The sequence below is a fragment of the Pseudomonas sp. B10 genome, from assembly GCF_900156235.1.
GTDB classification, from domain to species: Bacteria; Pseudomonadota; Gammaproteobacteria; order Pseudomonadales; family Pseudomonadaceae; genus Aquipseudomonas; species Aquipseudomonas siliginis.
Window position 1 is genome coordinate 4,134,064 of the sequence record NZ_LT707063.1, and the last position, 15,302, is coordinate 4,149,365.

Consider the following 15,302-nt stretch of genomic DNA (forward strand, 5'->3'; position numbering starts at 1 on the left):
ACGGGGAAACTCAATCCATCGTGGGAGCGAGCCTGCTCGCGAAAACGGTATCAGCGGCTCAGATACATCCGCGTCGTCAGCAGATAAACCGGCAACCCCGAGACCACAATCAACAACGCCGCATAAGGCGCCGCCGCCGCAAACTCGACATTCGCTGTATGCGCCCAGACCTCGGTCGCCAGCGTATTCAGTCCGGTTGGGCTGAGCAGCAACGTTGCCGTCAATTCCTTCATCGCATCGAGAAACACCAGCGCAAACGCCGCGCCCAGTGCCGGGAAAATGATCGGTAATGTCACCCGGCAAAACGCCGTGAACGACGATGCGCCCAAGGTCCGCGCCGCTTCTTCCAGCTGTGGCGCAGCCTTGTTCAGTGCCGTACGAATCGGCGCCTGCGCCAGTGGCAGAAACAGCAGCGCATAGGCGATCAGCAGCAAGCCCGACGTCTGATACAGCACCGGCACGTAATGCAGGGCGAAATACACCAGCGTCAACGCAATCACCAGCCCCGGCAGCGCGTGCAGCAGATAAGGCAGGCGTTCGGCCCAGATTGCCAATTGGCCTTTATAGCGCACCACCAGCAGTCCGACCGGAACGGCCAGCACCAGACACAGCGCCGCGCCGCCCAACGACAGTGCCAGCGAAGACAGCAGCGCCTCAGTGATCGCAGCTACCGGGAACGCCGCCGATGAGCCGACCGCCAGCCAGTAGGCCAACATGCCCAGCGGAACGCCGCTGCCGATAATCGCCAGCAACAGGCAATACAACTGACCGAGCGCCGCCCACGATCCAAGCTTTACCTGTTCAGCCTGTCGCGCTGCACCCTGGCCAGTGCGCACATGCCGGCCCTTGCCGCGCACCCGCAGTTCCAGCCACAACAGCAGCAGGCACAGCGCCAGCAGCACCGCCGAAAGCATCGCTGCGTTGGCGTTACTGAATTCCAGTTCGAATTGCTGGTAGATCGCCGTGGTAAAGGTCTGCAGGCCGATGATCGATAGCGCGCCGAATTCCACCAGCATGTGCAGGGCAATCAGCAGCGAGCCGGCCAACAGCGATGGCCACAACAGCGGCAGGGTGACGCGGAAAAACACGCCCCAGCGATTCTGTCCCAGCGTGCGGGCGGATTCTTCGAGAGAGGGATCGAGATTGCGCAGGGTCGCCGCGACTGGCAGGAAGATCAGCGGATACTTCGACAGGCTCATCACCAGAATCGCTCCGCCGAGGCCTTCGAACTGCGCACTCAGCGAGACCCAGGTGAAGCTGCTGACAAACGCCGGCACCGCAAACGGCAGGCACAGGATCACTCCCCACAGGCGCCGCCCCGGCAGATTGCTGCGCTCCAGCAGCCACGCCAGCGACAGACCGATCACGGCGCAGGTAACCGTCACGCCGACCATCAATGCCAAGGTGTTGCGCAACAGGCCGAACACATATGGGCGCCACAGCAAATGCAGCGCCTCGGCCCAGCCGGCTTGCCAGGCTTTCAGTCCGACATAGGCCAGTGGCAGCAGGCTTAGTACCACCAGTAGCAATACCGGCAGCACCAGCCAGATTGACGGCCTTTTGCGTCGTGGCACGTAACCCCCGCGCGCGGCGGGGGCCGATAACGATGCTGCCATCAGTTCAGGCCAACTTCGCGTTCCAGTTCCAGCGCTTCTTCAGCGTTGCCCAGATCCGCCGGGGTGACGTTCGGCGCTTCCAGTTCGCTGAACGGCTTGAGGCCGCGATCCGATTGCATGCCTTTGTGCAGCGGGTATTCAGCGGTGGTCTGGGTGATCACGCGCTGACCTTCTTCGCTGGCCATGAAGGCGAGGAATTGCTGGGCTTCTTTTGGATGTTTGCTGGATTTCAGCACGGCAGCGCTGGACACGGTGATCAAGCCGCCAGCGTCGCCGCCGGTGAAGTAATGCAGTTTGGAATCGAGCTTGCCTTTCTCGCGTTGCAGGGCGAACCAGTAGTAGTTGTTCACCAGCACGGTAGCGACTTCGCCGTTTTCCACCGCTTTGAGCGCGACCATGTTGTTGCTGTAGGTCTTGCCGAACGCGCGCAGGCCGGTCAGCCATTCTTCGGCGGCGTCACGACCGTGCAGCTTGATGATCGCTACGGCCTGCTCCTGGAAGGCGCCGCTGGTCGGAACGAAGCCGACCTTGCCCTGCCACTGCGGCTCGGAGAATTCCATCACCGATTTCGGCAGGTCTTTTTCATCGATCAGTTTCGGATTGAACGCGACCACGCGGACGCGGGCGGTAACGCCGATCCATGTGCCATTGGCGGCGACGTATTTTTCCGGCAGAACTGCCAGCGTGGCGTCATCGGCCTTGGCCAGCAGACCCTGTTCGCCGAGGTTATTCAGCGGCGGCGACTCTTCGGTGTAGATCACATCGGCGGGCGAGCGGTCGCCTTCTTCGATGATCTGGCTGGCGAGCTGGTTGCTGCTGCCTTTGCGCACGTTGACGTGGATGCCGGTCTTGGCTTCGAAAGCCTTGGCAATCGCGTCGCCGACTTCCTTGTGCTGGCCGTTGTAGAGAGTCAGGGAAACCGCATCGGCAGCCTGGGTGAGGGGAGTGGCGAGTGCCAGGCCGAGGAGGGTGAAGGTCAGGCCTCGGCGCAGGGTATTTCGAAACGTCATTCGCAGGGTTCCTCACTGTCGCATTGCAAAAACTTGCAACAATGATAAACGATATTGTTTCTCAAGTGCGCCTTGTGGGGCGACTGGCGATCCTGTAGGGATGGCGAAATTCAGGAAGCCAGAAACGCAAAAACCCGCTTTCGCGGGTTTTCGTGAAATCCAAGGCCTGAACCTTGAATTTGAATTGGTGCCCAGAAGAAGACTCGAACTTCCACGACCGTAAGGTCACCAGCACCTGAAGCTGGCGTGTCTACCAATTTCACCATCTGGGCAATCATCGCAAGCGTTGCCGCTGTTGATGTGGCGCACTATACGGAGGCCTTTTTGATCTGTAAACCCCTGATTTGGTTTTAATAAATCAGTGTGAGCAAAAGCTTTCCCGCAAATGCAAAAAACCCGCTTTCGCGGGTTTTGTGTGAGTCTTGAAACTGATCTAGTCTCAAACTCGAAATTGGTGCCCAGGAGAAGACTCGAACTTCCACGACCGTAAGGTCACCAGCACCTGAAGCTGGCGTGTCTACCAATTTCACCACCTGGGCATCATCGAAAGCGCTTGTGCGTCGTCGATGGCGCGCACTATACGGAGCGTCTTTTTAACTGTAAACCCCTGCCGCAGAAAAAACTGAATTTTTTTACCAGCGGCGTTCAAAACGGTATCGGAGCGTCGATACAAGGCCTTGCACAGCCTTATAGAAGCGGAAATTTCCCGTTTCCCGGCGCCTATGCCAAACTAACCCGCATATAGACAAGGTGAAAACTCTCTAATGGCCGATTGGCAGTCCCTCGATCCCGAGGCCGCTCGTGAAGCGGAAAAATACGAAAACCCTATTCCCAGCCGCGAACTGATCCTGGCGCACCTCGCCGATCGGGGTTCGCCTGCTGCCCGCGAGCAACTGGTCGAAGAGTTTGGTCTGACCACAGAAGACCAGATCGAGGCCCTGCGCCGCCGCTTGCGCGCCATGGAGCGCGACGCTCAACTGATCTACACCCGCCGTGGCACTTACGCGCCGGTAGACAAGCTCGACCTGATCCTCGGCCGCATCAGCGGTCATCGTGACGGTTTCGGCTTCCTGGTGCCGGACGACGGCAGCGACGACCTGTTCATGAGTCCGGCGCAAATGCGTCTGGTGTTCGACGGTGACCGTGCGCTGGCCCGGGTTTCCGGGCTCGACCGTCGTGGTCGCCGTGAAGGCGTGATCGTCGAAGTGGTGTCCCGCGCTCACGAAACCATCGTTGGTCGCTACTTCGAAGAAGGCGGCATCGGTTTCGTCGTTGCCGACAATCCGAAGATCCAGCAGGAAGTGCTGGTGACGCCGGGCCGCAACGCCAACGCGCAGATCGGTCAGTTCGTCGAAGTGAAAATCACCCACTGGCCGACGCCGCGCTTCCAGCCGCAAGGCGATGTGGTCGAAGTGGTCGGCAACTACATGGCGCCGGGCATGGAAATCGACGTTGCTCTGCGCACGTACGATATTCCGCACGTCTGGCCTGAGGCGGTTGTGAAAGAAGCCGCCAAGCTCAAGCCGGAAGTTGAAGAAAAAGACAAAGAAAAGCGCATCGACCTGCGTCATCTGCCGTTCGTCACCATCGACGGCGAAGACGCCCGCGACTTCGACGATGCGGTCTACTGCGAAGCCAAACCGGGCAAGCTGCGTCTGTTCTCCGGTGGCTGGAAGTTGTACGTGGCGATTGCCGACGTTTCCAGTTACGTGAAGATCGGCTCGGCGCTGGACAACGAAGCTCAGGTTCGCGGCAACTCGGTGTACTTCCCCGAGCGCGTGATTCCGATGCTGCCGGAGCAACTGTCCAACGGCCTGTGCTCGCTGAACCCGCAAGTCGATCGTCTGGCCATGGTTTGCGAGATGACCATCTCCAAGTCCGGCGAAATGACCGACTACTGCTTCTATGAGGCGGTGATCCATTCCCACGCTCGTCTGACCTATAACAAGGTCAGCGCGATGCTGGAAACGCCGAAGGCTACCGAAGCGCGCAAATTGCGCGGCGAGTACACCGACGTCGTGCCGCACCTCAAGCAGCTCTACGCGTTGTACAAGGTATTGCTGGCCGCCCGTCACGTGCGTGGCGCGATCGATTTCGAAACCCAGGAAACCCGGATCATCTTCGGCTCCGAGCGCAAGATCGCCGAAATCCGTCCGACGGTGCGCAACGATGCGCACAAGCTGATCGAAGAGTGCATGCTGGCGGCCAACGTGGCCACTGCCGAATTCCTCAAGAAGCACGAAATCCCTGCGCTGTATCGCGTTCACGCTGGTCCGCCGCCAGAGCGTCTGGAAAAACTGCGCGCGTTCCTCGGTGAGCTCGGCCTGTCCCTGCACAAAGGCAAGGACGGTCCGTCGCCGAAGGATTATCAGGCTTTGCTCGCGAGCATCAAGGATCGTCCGGATTTCCACCTGATCCAGACTGTGATGCTGCGTTCGTTGAGTCAGGCGGTGTACAGCGCTGAAAACGATGGCCACTTCGGCCTGAATTACGAAGCCTATACCCACTTCACTTCGCCGATCCGTCGTTACCCGGACCTGCTCACGCACCGCGCGATCCGCAGCGTGATCCATTCGAAGCAGGACACCCCGCACGTTCGTCGTGCCGGTGCGATGACCATTCCGAAAGCGCGCATCTATCCGTACGACGAAGCGGCGCTGGAGCAGCTTGGCGAGCAGTGCTCGATGAGCGAGCGCCGTGCCGACGAGGCGACCCGCGACGTGGTGAACTGGCTCAAGTGCGAGTTCATGAAGGATCGCGTTGGCGAATCGTTCCCGGGCGTGATCACCGCCGTTACCGGCTTTGGTCTGTTCGTCGAGCTGACCGATATCTACGTCGAAGGCCTGGTGCACGTCACCGCGCTGCCGGGCGATTACTACCACTTCGACCCTGTGCACCACCGCTTGGCGGGCGAGCGCACCGGTCGCAGTTTCCGTCTTGGCGACACCGTTGAAGTGCGGGTCATGCGCGTTGACCTCGATGAGCGCAAGATCGACTTCGAGATGGCCGAGAAAACCATCAGCGCGCCGATCGGTCGCAAGAAACGTGGCGCCGAAACCGCTGCGCCTGCTGCCAAGGCTGCGGAAGAAAAGGCTCCAGCGAAAACCGCCAGCCGTCGTCCGGCCAAGGAAAAGGTCGCCGAAGCCTATCGCCCGAGCGATGCCGTGGCGAAAAACGCCGAGCTGCGCAAAAGCCGTGAATTGAAGAAGGCCTTGCTGGCCGATGCGAAAAACGGTGGTAAAGCGGCGTCCGGGGGAAAGACCGGACGGTCGGCGCCTGACAGGGCGACCGACGGCAAGCCAGCCAAGCCGAGCAAACACCGTAAGGGCCCGCCAAAAGCGGGTTCCGCTCCAGCCAAAAGTGGCGGGGCGCGTAAACCGAAGGCGAAGTCATGAGTCAGTTGGAAAAAATCTACGGCGTTCACGCGGTAGAAGCGTTGCTGCGTCACCACCCCAAGCGCGTCAAGCAGATCTGGCTGGCGGAAAGCCGCAACGATCCGCGCGTGCAGACGCTGGTCGAGCTGGCCAACGAAAACCGTGTTCAGGTCGGCCAGGCCGAGCGTCGCGAAATGGACGCCTGGGTTGAAGGCGTGCATCAGGGCGTTGTCGCTGAAGTCAGCCCGAGTCAGGTCTGGGGCGAGGCGATGCTCGACGAGCTGCTCGATCGCACCGAAGGCGCGCCGCTGTTGCTGGTGCTCGACGGCGTGACCGATCCGCACAACCTCGGCGCCTGCTTGCGTTCGGCCGATGCGGCCGGTGCGCTGGCGGTGATCGTGCCGAAAGACAAATCGGCCACGCTGACCCCGGTGGTGCGTAAAGTCGCCTGCGGCGCCGCGGAAGTTATTCCGTTGGTGGCCGTGACCAACCTGGCGCGCACGTTGGAAAAACTCCAGCAGCGCGGTTTGTGGGTAGTCGGCACCGCTGGTGAAGCCGAGGTCAGCATTTACGACCAGGACCTCACCGGCCCGACCATCCTGATCATGGGCGCCGAAGGCAAAGGCATGCGTCGCCTGACCCGCGAGCACTGCGACTATCTGGTGAACCTGCCGATGGCCGGCAGTGTCAGCAGCCTCAACGTCTCGGTCGCCACCGGCGTGTGCCTGTTCGAAGCCCAGCGCCAGCGCGGTGCGAAGGCCAAGGCCAGCGCTTCGCGCAAGCTATAAGCTGCAAGCTACAAGCCTCAAGTCAAAAGCGGTCCGCTTGCAGCTTGAGGCTTGTAGCTCATAGCTGCTGTTCATTTATTCACCAATTGCCTTGCGCGCCCGCAGTCCCTTCTCTACAATTGCGCCCCTTGCTGTGACGGCAGGCACGCATGTGCCCCGCGCCAGCAAGTCCATAAGTGTCATTCACTCCTTGTCTGACCGTTTTTGAGCGGCAGGCTACAACCCGTAAGGAGCATTCATGCGTCATTACGAAATCATCTTTCTGGTCCACCCGGATCAGAGCGAGCAAGTCGGCGGCATGGTTGAGCGTTACACCAAGCTGATCGAAGAAGACGGCGGCAAAATCCACCGTCTGGAAGACTGGGGCCGTCGTCAACTGGCCTACGCAATCAACAATGTTCACAAGGCTCACTACGTGATGCTGAACGTTGAGTGCACTGGCAAGGCCCTGGCCGAGCTGGAAGACAACTTCCGCTACAACGATGCAGTGATCCGTAACCTGGTCATCCGTCGCGACGAAGCCGTTACCGGCCAGTCCGAGATGCTCAAGGCTGAAGAAAACCGCAGTGAGCGCCGTGAGCGTCGCGACCGTCCTGAGCACGAAGGCGCCGAAGGCACCGACAGTGATGACAGCGACAACAGCGATAACGCTGACGAGTAATCCACGGACCTTATTAAGGAGCCTATCAAATGGCACGTTTCTTCCGTCGTCGTAAATTCTGCCGCTTCACCGCTGAAGACGTGAAAGAGATCGATTACAAAGATCTCAACACTCTGAAAGCCTACGTATCCGAGACCGGCAAAATCGTTCCAAGCCGCATCACCGGTACCAAAGCTCGTTATCAGCGTCAGCTGGCCACCGCTATCAAGCGCGCCCGCTTCCTGGCCCTGCTGGCCTACACCGACAGCCACGGCCGCTGAGACCGGGCAGTCGACAAGTAGCAAAGGATTGAATGCATGCGCGCCTTAGCTGAGTTCATCATGCGAGGCCGAATGCAGGCCACTCTCGTGGTGGCCGGATGTGCAACATTGCCGTTGTTGTATTGGTTGGGTGCTGCCGCCGGGAGCCTTGTGCTGCTGCGGCGCGGATTGACGGACGCCCTTGGCGTTCTGTCGCTGGGACTGCTGCCGGCCTTGATCTGGTGGCTGTATGCCGACGACCCACGGGCACTTCTGGTGCTCCTGGGGTCTTCGGGGCTTGCGTTGGTTTTGCGCGCAAGCGAATCCTGGGTCCGCACGCTGCTGGTCAGCGTAGTGATCGGAGTGGTGTTTTCAGTGGTGCTCGGGGTCGCGTTTGCGGCTCAGATCGAGATGCTTGCACAGGCCCTTATAAAGGTCATGCCGGCACTTCTCGGTGAGACCTACAAGCAATTGTCGGTCGATGAGCAAGCGCGTTTCGCGTCCCTGATTGCACCGGTCCTGACCGGACTGATTGCGGCCTTGTTGCAGATCGTCAGCGTGCTGAGCCTGATTGTCGGGCGGCATTGGCAGGCGTTGTTGTACAACCCGGGTGGTTTCGGTCGCGAGTTTCGCGCCATCCGCATCCCGCTGGGGCCGGCGATGTTACTGCTGGCGTTGATGCTTCTGGGCCCGAATCTCGGTGCACAGATGGCCATGTTGACGCCGTTGTGCAGTGTACCGCTGGTGTTCGCCGGGCTGGCCCTGATTCACGGGCTGGTCGGGCAGAAGCGACTGGCCGGTTTCTGGCTGGTGGGGTTGTACGTCACGCTGCTGTTGTTCATGCAGCTGATCTATCCGTTGCTCGTGGTTCTGGCCATTGTCGACAGCCTGATTGATTTTCGCGGTCGTCACGTGTCGAAAGACACCGACAGCGCGAACGGTGAAGGTTAAAAGTTAGAGGATTTTCACATGCAACTGATCCTTCTGGAAAAAATCGCCAACCTGGGCAACCTGGGCGACAAAGTAAACGTTAAGGCCGGTTACGGCCGTAACTACCTGCTGCCTTTCGGCAAGGCTACCGCTGCGACCGCTGCCAACCTGGCTGCGTTCGAAGAGCGTCGCGCCGAGCTGGAAAAAGCCGCCGCAGACCGTAAGGCATCGGCTGAAAGCCGTGCTGCCCAACTGGCCGAGCTGGAAGTGACCATCACTGCCACCGCTGGCGACGAAGGCAAGCTGTTCGGTTCGATCGGTACTCACGACATCGCTGACGCACTGACCGCCTCCGGCGTTGAAGTGCAGAAGAGCGAAGTTCGTCTGCCGAACGGCACCATCCGCAACGTGGATGAATTCGACGTGGCCGTGCACCTGCACGCCGAAGTTGAAGCCACCGTACGCGTTGTCGTGGTAGCAGCTTAAGCAACACGGATCGGCTGGCGGCTTGTCCGTCAGACGGTTAACATCGGGCACGATCCTGTTTACAGGTCGTGCCCTTTGTCTTTCTGAATTCCCTGCTTTTCACTAATACTCAAGTGGCCATGAACGATATCTCCGCTCCCGAGCAATACGATCTGCAAACCGCTGCCCTGAAGGTGCCGCCGCATTCCATCGAGGCTGAACAGGCTGTACTCGGTGGTCTGATGCTGGACAACAACGCCTGGGAACGCGTGCTCGATCAAGTCTCCGATGGCGATTTCTATCGACATGACCACCGTCTGATTTTCCGCGCGATCGCCAAACTGGCCGATCAGAACTCGCCGATCGACGTCGTGACCCTTGCCGAACAGCTGGACAAGGAAGGTCAGACGTCGCAAGTCGGCGGCCTCGGCTATCTTGGCGAACTGGCGAAAAACACCCCGTCCGTCGCCAACATCAAGGCCTATGCGCAGATCGTCCGCCAGCGTGCGACGTTGCGCCAACTGATCGGCATCAGTACCGAGATCGCCGACAGCGCCTTCAACCCCGAAGGCCGCACCGCCGAAGAGATCCTCGATGAAGCCGAACGGCAGATCTTCCAGATCGCCGAAGCGCGGCCGAAGACCGGCGGCCCGGTCGGCGTCAACGAGCTGCTGACCAAGGCCATCGACCGGATCGATACCCTGTTCAACACCGCCGACGCCATCACCGGCCTGTCTACGGGTTACACCGACCTCGACGAGAAGACCAGCGGCTTGCAGCCGTCCGACCTGATTATCGTCGCCGGCCGTCCGTCGATGGGTAAAACCACCTTCGCGATGAACCTGGTGGAAAACGCCGTGTTGCGCAGCGAGAAGGCTGTTCTGGTTTACTCGCTCGAGATGCCAGGCGAATCGCTGATCATGCGTATGCTGTCTTCGCTCGGCCGGATCGATCAGACCAAAGTGCGTTCCGGCCAACTCGAAGACGACGACTGGCCGCGCCTGACATCGGCGGTCAACCTGCTCAATGATCGCAAACTGTTCATCGATGACACCGCCGGTATCAGCCCTTCGGAAATGCGCGCGCGGACCCGGCGTCTGGTGCGTGAGCACGGCGATGTCGGCTTGATCATGATCGACTACCTGCAACTGATGCAGATCCCCGGTTCCAGCGGTGACAACCGTACCAACGAGATTTCCGAGATCTCGCGATCCCTGAAAGCCCTGGCCAAGGAATTCAACTGCCCAGTAGTCGCCTTGTCGCAGCTCAACCGTTCCCTCGAACAGCGCCCGAACAAACGCCCGGTGAACTCCGACTTGCGTGAATCCGGAGCGATCGAGCAGGACGCCGACGTGATCATGTTTGTTTACCGCGACGAGGTGTATCACCCGGAAACCGAGCACAAGGGCATCGCCGAAATCATCATCGGCAAGCAGCGTAACGGCCCGATCGGGTTTATTCGGCTGGCGTTCATCGGCAAGTACACGCGCTTCGAAAACCTCGCGCCGGGCAGTTACAACTTCGACGACGACGAGTAACAGCAGACCGGATCATCCGGCCTGCTGTAGTGGTCGGCTTCAATCGGCCAAAACTGCCGTCTCGCTGCTCGCAGTTGTTTCGACTCCGTCACCGGGGCGAATTTCCTCGCGGGTCAGTGCCTGGATCAGCGTCGCTTCGCTGATAGCCAGCTGTGCTGTGACGTCATTGGTTTGCGCCTCATATTCGATTTGGGTCAGGGCTTTTGTCGCAGACTGCGCGTCCAGTGCGGCCTGTTGCTGTTGATAGGGCTGACGTGCGACGTCGAACCGGGACGAGTATTTGTGCGTGATGAAGTCCTGCCAGAAGTCCATCGATACCAGAGCCTGAAACTCTTCAGGGGAGTCGTTCAAGGCGATGACCTTTCGGTAGGCCACTTCCAGCATCGGCGATGTAACTCTGGCCATGCCGATAAAGGACAGTGTCTGCGGCTGAAACGGTAACTGCAGTCGATCCTTGAGCCCAAAGCGGTAGGCCATCGTCATCTCGTGCGGGTCGCGCAAGCGCAGCTGATGGATATTGCGCTCGCTCGCTGAAGTTTGCGGATCGTCGACGATTGCCCTGCTCGCAGCGATTTCGGCTGCGGCCAGATCATCGACCTGTCTGAGTCTGAACAGGCTTCTGGACAGGTCCACCAATCGAGCACCATCGCCGTCTTGCCTCGCCTGCATGCGCGCCTTGTGCGTCATGGTCAGTACTTGCATGTCTGTAAACGTGGCTGCGGCAAGGTCAGTGCAGCCAGCCTCGCAGGCGCGATCAAAAACGTCTCTGCGCAGAGCGCGTGTCTGCACGCTGTTCTCGCTGATCGCATCGACCACGTCCCAGATCTGTCGGCGGAAATCGGCATGGTGGGCGAGCTTGGAAATGATGTTGAAAAAGCCATCTGAGCCCTCCTGTGCTTTAAGCCTGTTCAATTGCTCGGCGCGGATCATCGCCTCGTTTGCCGTCATGCCGACGGTCAACTGCGGATAGACCGAAACAGAGTTCGTTACCACTGCTTGCGGGCGGGCTGCCGAAACAGAAGTCGTCAGCAGGTTCAATGGATTGTAGAGCGATGCGGAGGAGCGGTTCAGCCATTCACCATAGACGGCCAGGCGTTCTCGTGTGTATGCGCTCAGGGGATTACCGCTTATCTGAGTGCCACTGTTGACCTGGATCGAATGCGTCAGGCGATCCGCTGCCGGTGCGACGACAAAGTCGGGCAGGCTGGTGATCCGGTTGTTGTTCAGATGGATCTTGCCCAGCAGAGGCTGATCGAACAGTCCGGTTGGCCAGCTTTCGATGCCGGTATTGGACATGTCGACCTCGCGCATGTCAGTGATCGCACTGAAATCCGGGCTCACGCTCAAGTGCGGGTTGTCGTGAATCCACAAGGCCCTCAGAGTGGTTCTCCCGGCCAGTATCTGCGCGGTCTCGGCGGTGAGTTCCAGTTGATTACCCTGCAGGAACAACCGCGTCATCCCGTGCATCTCGCCGATCGCCGGAGGGAGATCCCTGAGTCGATTGTTCGCCATGTTCAGCCAGCGCAAATGCCGGAAGCGGGTCAGGAAACCTTCCGGGGATTCGGTGAGATTCATGTTGTTGAGTCTGAGTGAGCCGACATGGCTGAAGTCGCTGCTCAGATCCGGCAGGGTTGGCAGTGTCAAACCGCTCAAATCCAGTTCAAGACCTATCGGCGTGCCGTCGAAGGCGTGTTGCTCGGGCGTTTCACGTCGCCAGCAACTGATGATCCGGTCCCGTGCCTCGATGCGCTCATTGCGGGTTTGAGTGTTGGCGTGCAATTGATTGACGCGGATATAGCGCAGGCGATTGCTGCCTCCGGAAAATACCCAGTCATCCAACTGGTTTTTCAGCACGGCGAAATCCTGCTCGAGCGCCAACAGCCTGGTCGCGACAGTGCCCTTGTCATGGCTCCAGATAAAATCCCGGCAGGCCTTGATGCTTTTGCCGGGAAACAGTCTTCGGTAGCGTTGCGCTCGCGAGTTCTCAGTATCGAATACGGCGGGGTGGGCTGGAGTCATCAACTCGGGATGCAGTTCATTGAGTCTTCGCCAGTAGCCATCGAACTTTCTCCAGTAAGGCGGAGGGAAGTCGTTGCCCTCAATCAGCGTGCGATTGTTGATCCGCGCGACCACGGCCAATTGATCGACAGGCGGGTTGATATGCGCGTCGGGGACGTTGCGCAGTTTATTGTTGCTGAGGTCGACGCCGGTCAAGGTGGTCTTGTCAGCCAGCCCGAGGGGCCACTCGCTGATTCCGGTGTTCCTCAGCTCCAGTGTCTGCAGCCCGGACATTGCGCTGAAATCGGGCGGTATCTGCAGTGGGTTGTCAGACAGCTTGACGGTAACCAACTGGTGCAATGCACTCAATGCACCAGCGCTGTGCTCATCGAGTTTTATCTGGTTTTCAGTCAGATTGAGGTGGGCGAGCCGGCTCATCCCGCTGATGGCTGCGGGCAATTTTTTCAGGCCGGAGTGGGTGATCGTCAGAATGTCCAGATCAGGCAACCGCGACAGGAACGTGTCGGCAGTGTCGGACCAGACGACGTTATTGAGGATGAGCATTTTCAACCGACTGAAGTCGGCAGTCAGTGACGGTAGCGGTCCGTTCACTGCTGGCAGCATGAGCGACGTCGATTCCTGGAGCCAGCAGTCCTTGATAGTCCGGGCAATGTTTTCTGCCCGAAGCTTTTCCTGGCCGGCGGCGCTGGATGCTGCCGTCGTGCTGTCGGCGACGTAAGCCTGCAGCTGTGCGTCGAGTACTTTGAACTCCTCGAAACGCTGGCTGACCGTGGCTTGCGCACCATCCCCCAGACCGATCAGGTATTCCCGGGCAGTTTGCGGGGTTCTCTCTGGATGCATCTGCAGCAGCATGGCGACTTCTGGAATGTCGCCATCAATCCGGAATGCATCCGTGCGTGCGCTGGTATTCAGTGCCGGGTATTCGGCCGTAACCCGCTGCCAATAGACTTCCAGCCGCCGCCAATAATCGCTGGCGAAGGGATTGCCTTCGATCAGGGTGACGCGGTTGATATTGGCGATGGCGAGCAACTGATCAGTCGCCGGATTGATGATCGCCTGCGGAATTTCGCGCAATCGGTTGTCGCGCAGATCGATTGACTCTATCGCTAGCTGATCTCGCAGCCCCGTTGGCCATTCATCCAGCCCGGTGTTGCGCAGACTCACGGTCTTGAGCTGGAGCATGCCGCTGAAGTCCAGGGTCTTGCCCAGCGGGTTGTCCGACAGATCAAGGTTTTCCAGTTGGCTGAGCGAGGCCAGCTCGCCGGCGGTTTGCTCGCTCAGTTCAATGCGGTTCGCTCGCAGGTCCAATTCCTTGAGGCCGGGCATCTGCGTGAGGTTCGCCGGCGGTGTATCGAGCGCCGAAGCTTTGATTTTCAAGCGCTCAAGGGCTGTGAACCGCTTGAGAAAAGTTTCGGAGCCCGCCGACCATGCCACCGCCTGCAAGTGCAGCGTGCGTACATGGCTGAAATCTGCCGAGAGCGCAGCGATGCCAGCGTCGCCAAGATCCAGCTGCAGCGTTGTTCCCGTCTGCCGTTTCCAGCAACGCTTGATCTCTTGCGCGGCGCGCTCCACCGAGGGATGGGCCGCCCCGCCGGCCAGCGTACTGGTCTTCAGCCACGTCGCGAGTTCCAGCTTCAAGGTCTTGTATTCAGTCTCGACACGGGTCAAGAAGCCTTGTACATCGTCGCTGTGGGGGCTCAGCAGCGTGCGGATCTGCTCGCTGTCCAGAGAGGGATAAAGTTTTCGCAGTCGCGATTGTGGCGTGCGCAGTCGGTTGATCGCGGTGTTGAGTCGTTCCCGCAGCCCCGGTGAAGCCGGTTGGTCGGGACTGCCACGCTGCATTCCGCCGGCTCCGCCGACTACGATGCCTTGCCAGCCCTGACGGGCATCGAACACCACAGGCTCTGATCTGCCAGGGCGCGTAGCGCTGTAGATGTTGTCGACGTCGGCGGCGACAGGATCTTGCGGGCGAACGATGCGCATCACGTCGGCCAGAGGCGTCGATGCATCGGAATCGTACAGGACCTGATAGCCGTGATTATCGATCACTGCATAGAGCTTGCCGTCATGGCGGTGCAGCCCGTCGCTGTCGGGTGAGCTGGTGCTGAAGTCGAGCGGCGTACGAAACGCCTGCAGACGCGCCCCCGATAAAGCGAAGGTGCTTGGTTGCGAAAACTCCAGCGCATGCCATCGCCCATTCTCGGGGTCGTGCAGCATCAGCGGTCCGGAGGGTGTCGATTCACTGGCCAGCCTGGCGCGCCAGAGGCCGCTCTGCGCATCCTTGCCCACCTGCACGAAGCCACCATCGGCCATTTCCACGTAATGGCGGCCCTTGAATGTTCTCAGGCCTTCAGCGTCGGCATCGGGCAAGCCGATCGTTGCACTGAGCCGGTAATGCTCAAGCGGGTGGCCCACATGAGCGAAGGCATCATGCATTGAAGCAATCGCCTGCACCGTGACATTGGGAGCAGGAACGATTGCATCAGTATCGATACCGTCTGTGAGCCTGTTCGCGCGGATTGACGGGCCGCTCAACGTGGCCGGATCCAGGCCGGGGCGCGGGGTCAGGTTGAGGCGTGGCGGGGGCGTATCCATGGATGTGTCCGGTCGAATATGTGAATGACCGGGAAGCGTCACTTTCGACGGCGGTTTGCTTGGCATG

General features: G+C 59.7%; 10 protein-coding genes and 2 tRNA genes. 7 read left to right on the forward strand and 5 right to left on the reverse strand.

Features of this window, described 5'->3' with window-relative positions; all coding sequences use genetic code 11:
• Window positions 1–50: 50 nt before the first annotated feature.
• From BXA01_RS18700 to BXA01_RS18715, 4 genes are all read right to left on the reverse strand, one after another.
• Window positions 51–1,616, reverse strand: a complete 1,566-nt coding sequence (locus BXA01_RS18700; protein ID WP_076565411.1) for an ABC transporter permease — start codon at window positions 1,614–1,616, stop codon at window positions 51–53.
• Entirely contained in the window at window positions 1,616–2,626 is a 1,011-nt protein-coding gene (locus BXA01_RS18705; protein WP_076565414.1) for an extracellular solute-binding protein, read from the reverse strand. Before BXA01_RS18705 ends, BXA01_RS18700 begins: the two co-directional genes overlap by 1 nt.
• Before the next feature lie 185 nt (window positions 2,627–2,811).
• Window positions 2,812–2,898 (reverse strand) — tRNA-Leu (locus BXA01_RS18710).
• Between the two features lie 180 nt (window positions 2,899–3,078).
• Window positions 3,079–3,165: transfer RNA gene (locus BXA01_RS18715), tRNA-Leu, on the reverse strand.
• A gap of 225 nt (window positions 3,166–3,390) precedes the next feature.
• On the opposite strand from BXA01_RS18715, the gene rnr reads away from it, so the two are divergent.
• From rnr to dnaB, 7 genes are all read left to right on the forward strand, one after another.
• Window positions 3,391–6,021 carry a ribonuclease R gene (gene rnr / locus BXA01_RS18720; protein ID WP_024011371.1) on the forward strand — a complete coding sequence of 877 codons (2,631 nt, stop codon included), beginning with the start codon at window positions 3,391–3,393 and terminating at the stop codon, window positions 6,019–6,021.
• Complete coding sequence (gene rlmB / locus BXA01_RS18725) at window positions 6,018–6,788, forward strand: 23S rRNA (guanosine(2251)-2'-O)-methyltransferase RlmB (RefSeq protein WP_039756866.1); 771 nt, start codon at window positions 6,018–6,020, stop codon at window positions 6,786–6,788. The genes rnr and rlmB overlap by 4 nt, the downstream gene beginning before the upstream one ends.
• 238 nt (window positions 6,789–7,026) lie before the next feature.
• Complete coding sequence (gene rpsF / locus BXA01_RS18730; RefSeq protein WP_016771938.1) at window positions 7,027–7,449, forward strand: 30S ribosomal protein S6; 423 nt, start codon at window positions 7,027–7,029, stop codon at window positions 7,447–7,449.
• A gap of 29 nt (window positions 7,450–7,478) precedes the next feature.
• Complete coding sequence (gene rpsR / locus BXA01_RS18735) at window positions 7,479–7,709, forward strand: 30S ribosomal protein S18 (protein WP_002551829.1); 231 nt, start codon at window positions 7,479–7,481, stop codon at window positions 7,707–7,709.
• Window positions 7,710–7,745: 36 nt separating this feature from the next.
• Window positions 7,746–8,639: a hypothetical protein gene (locus tag BXA01_RS18740; RefSeq protein ID WP_016771937.1), complete on the forward strand. Its 894-nt coding sequence runs from the start codon at window positions 7,746–7,748 to the stop codon at window positions 8,637–8,639.
• Window positions 8,640–8,657: 18 nt separating this feature from the next.
• Window positions 8,658–9,104, forward strand: coding sequence for a 50S ribosomal protein L9 (gene rplI, locus BXA01_RS18745; RefSeq protein WP_076565417.1), 447 nt, complete (start codon window positions 8,658–8,660; stop codon window positions 9,102–9,104).
• Window positions 9,105–9,223: 119 nt separating this feature from the next.
• Entirely contained in the window at window positions 9,224–10,621 is a 1,398-nt protein-coding gene (gene dnaB / locus BXA01_RS18750; protein WP_016771936.1) for a replicative DNA helicase, read from the forward strand.
• Between the two features lie 39 nt (window positions 10,622–10,660).
• Here dnaB and BXA01_RS18755 read toward each other — a convergent pair whose 3' ends face one another.
• A complete protein-coding gene (locus BXA01_RS18755; RefSeq protein ID WP_083957558.1) occupies window positions 10,661–15,301 on the reverse strand; it encodes an NEL-type E3 ubiquitin ligase domain-containing protein in 4,641 nt (1,546 codons plus the stop codon).
• Between the last annotated feature and the right edge of the window lies 1 nt (window position 15,302).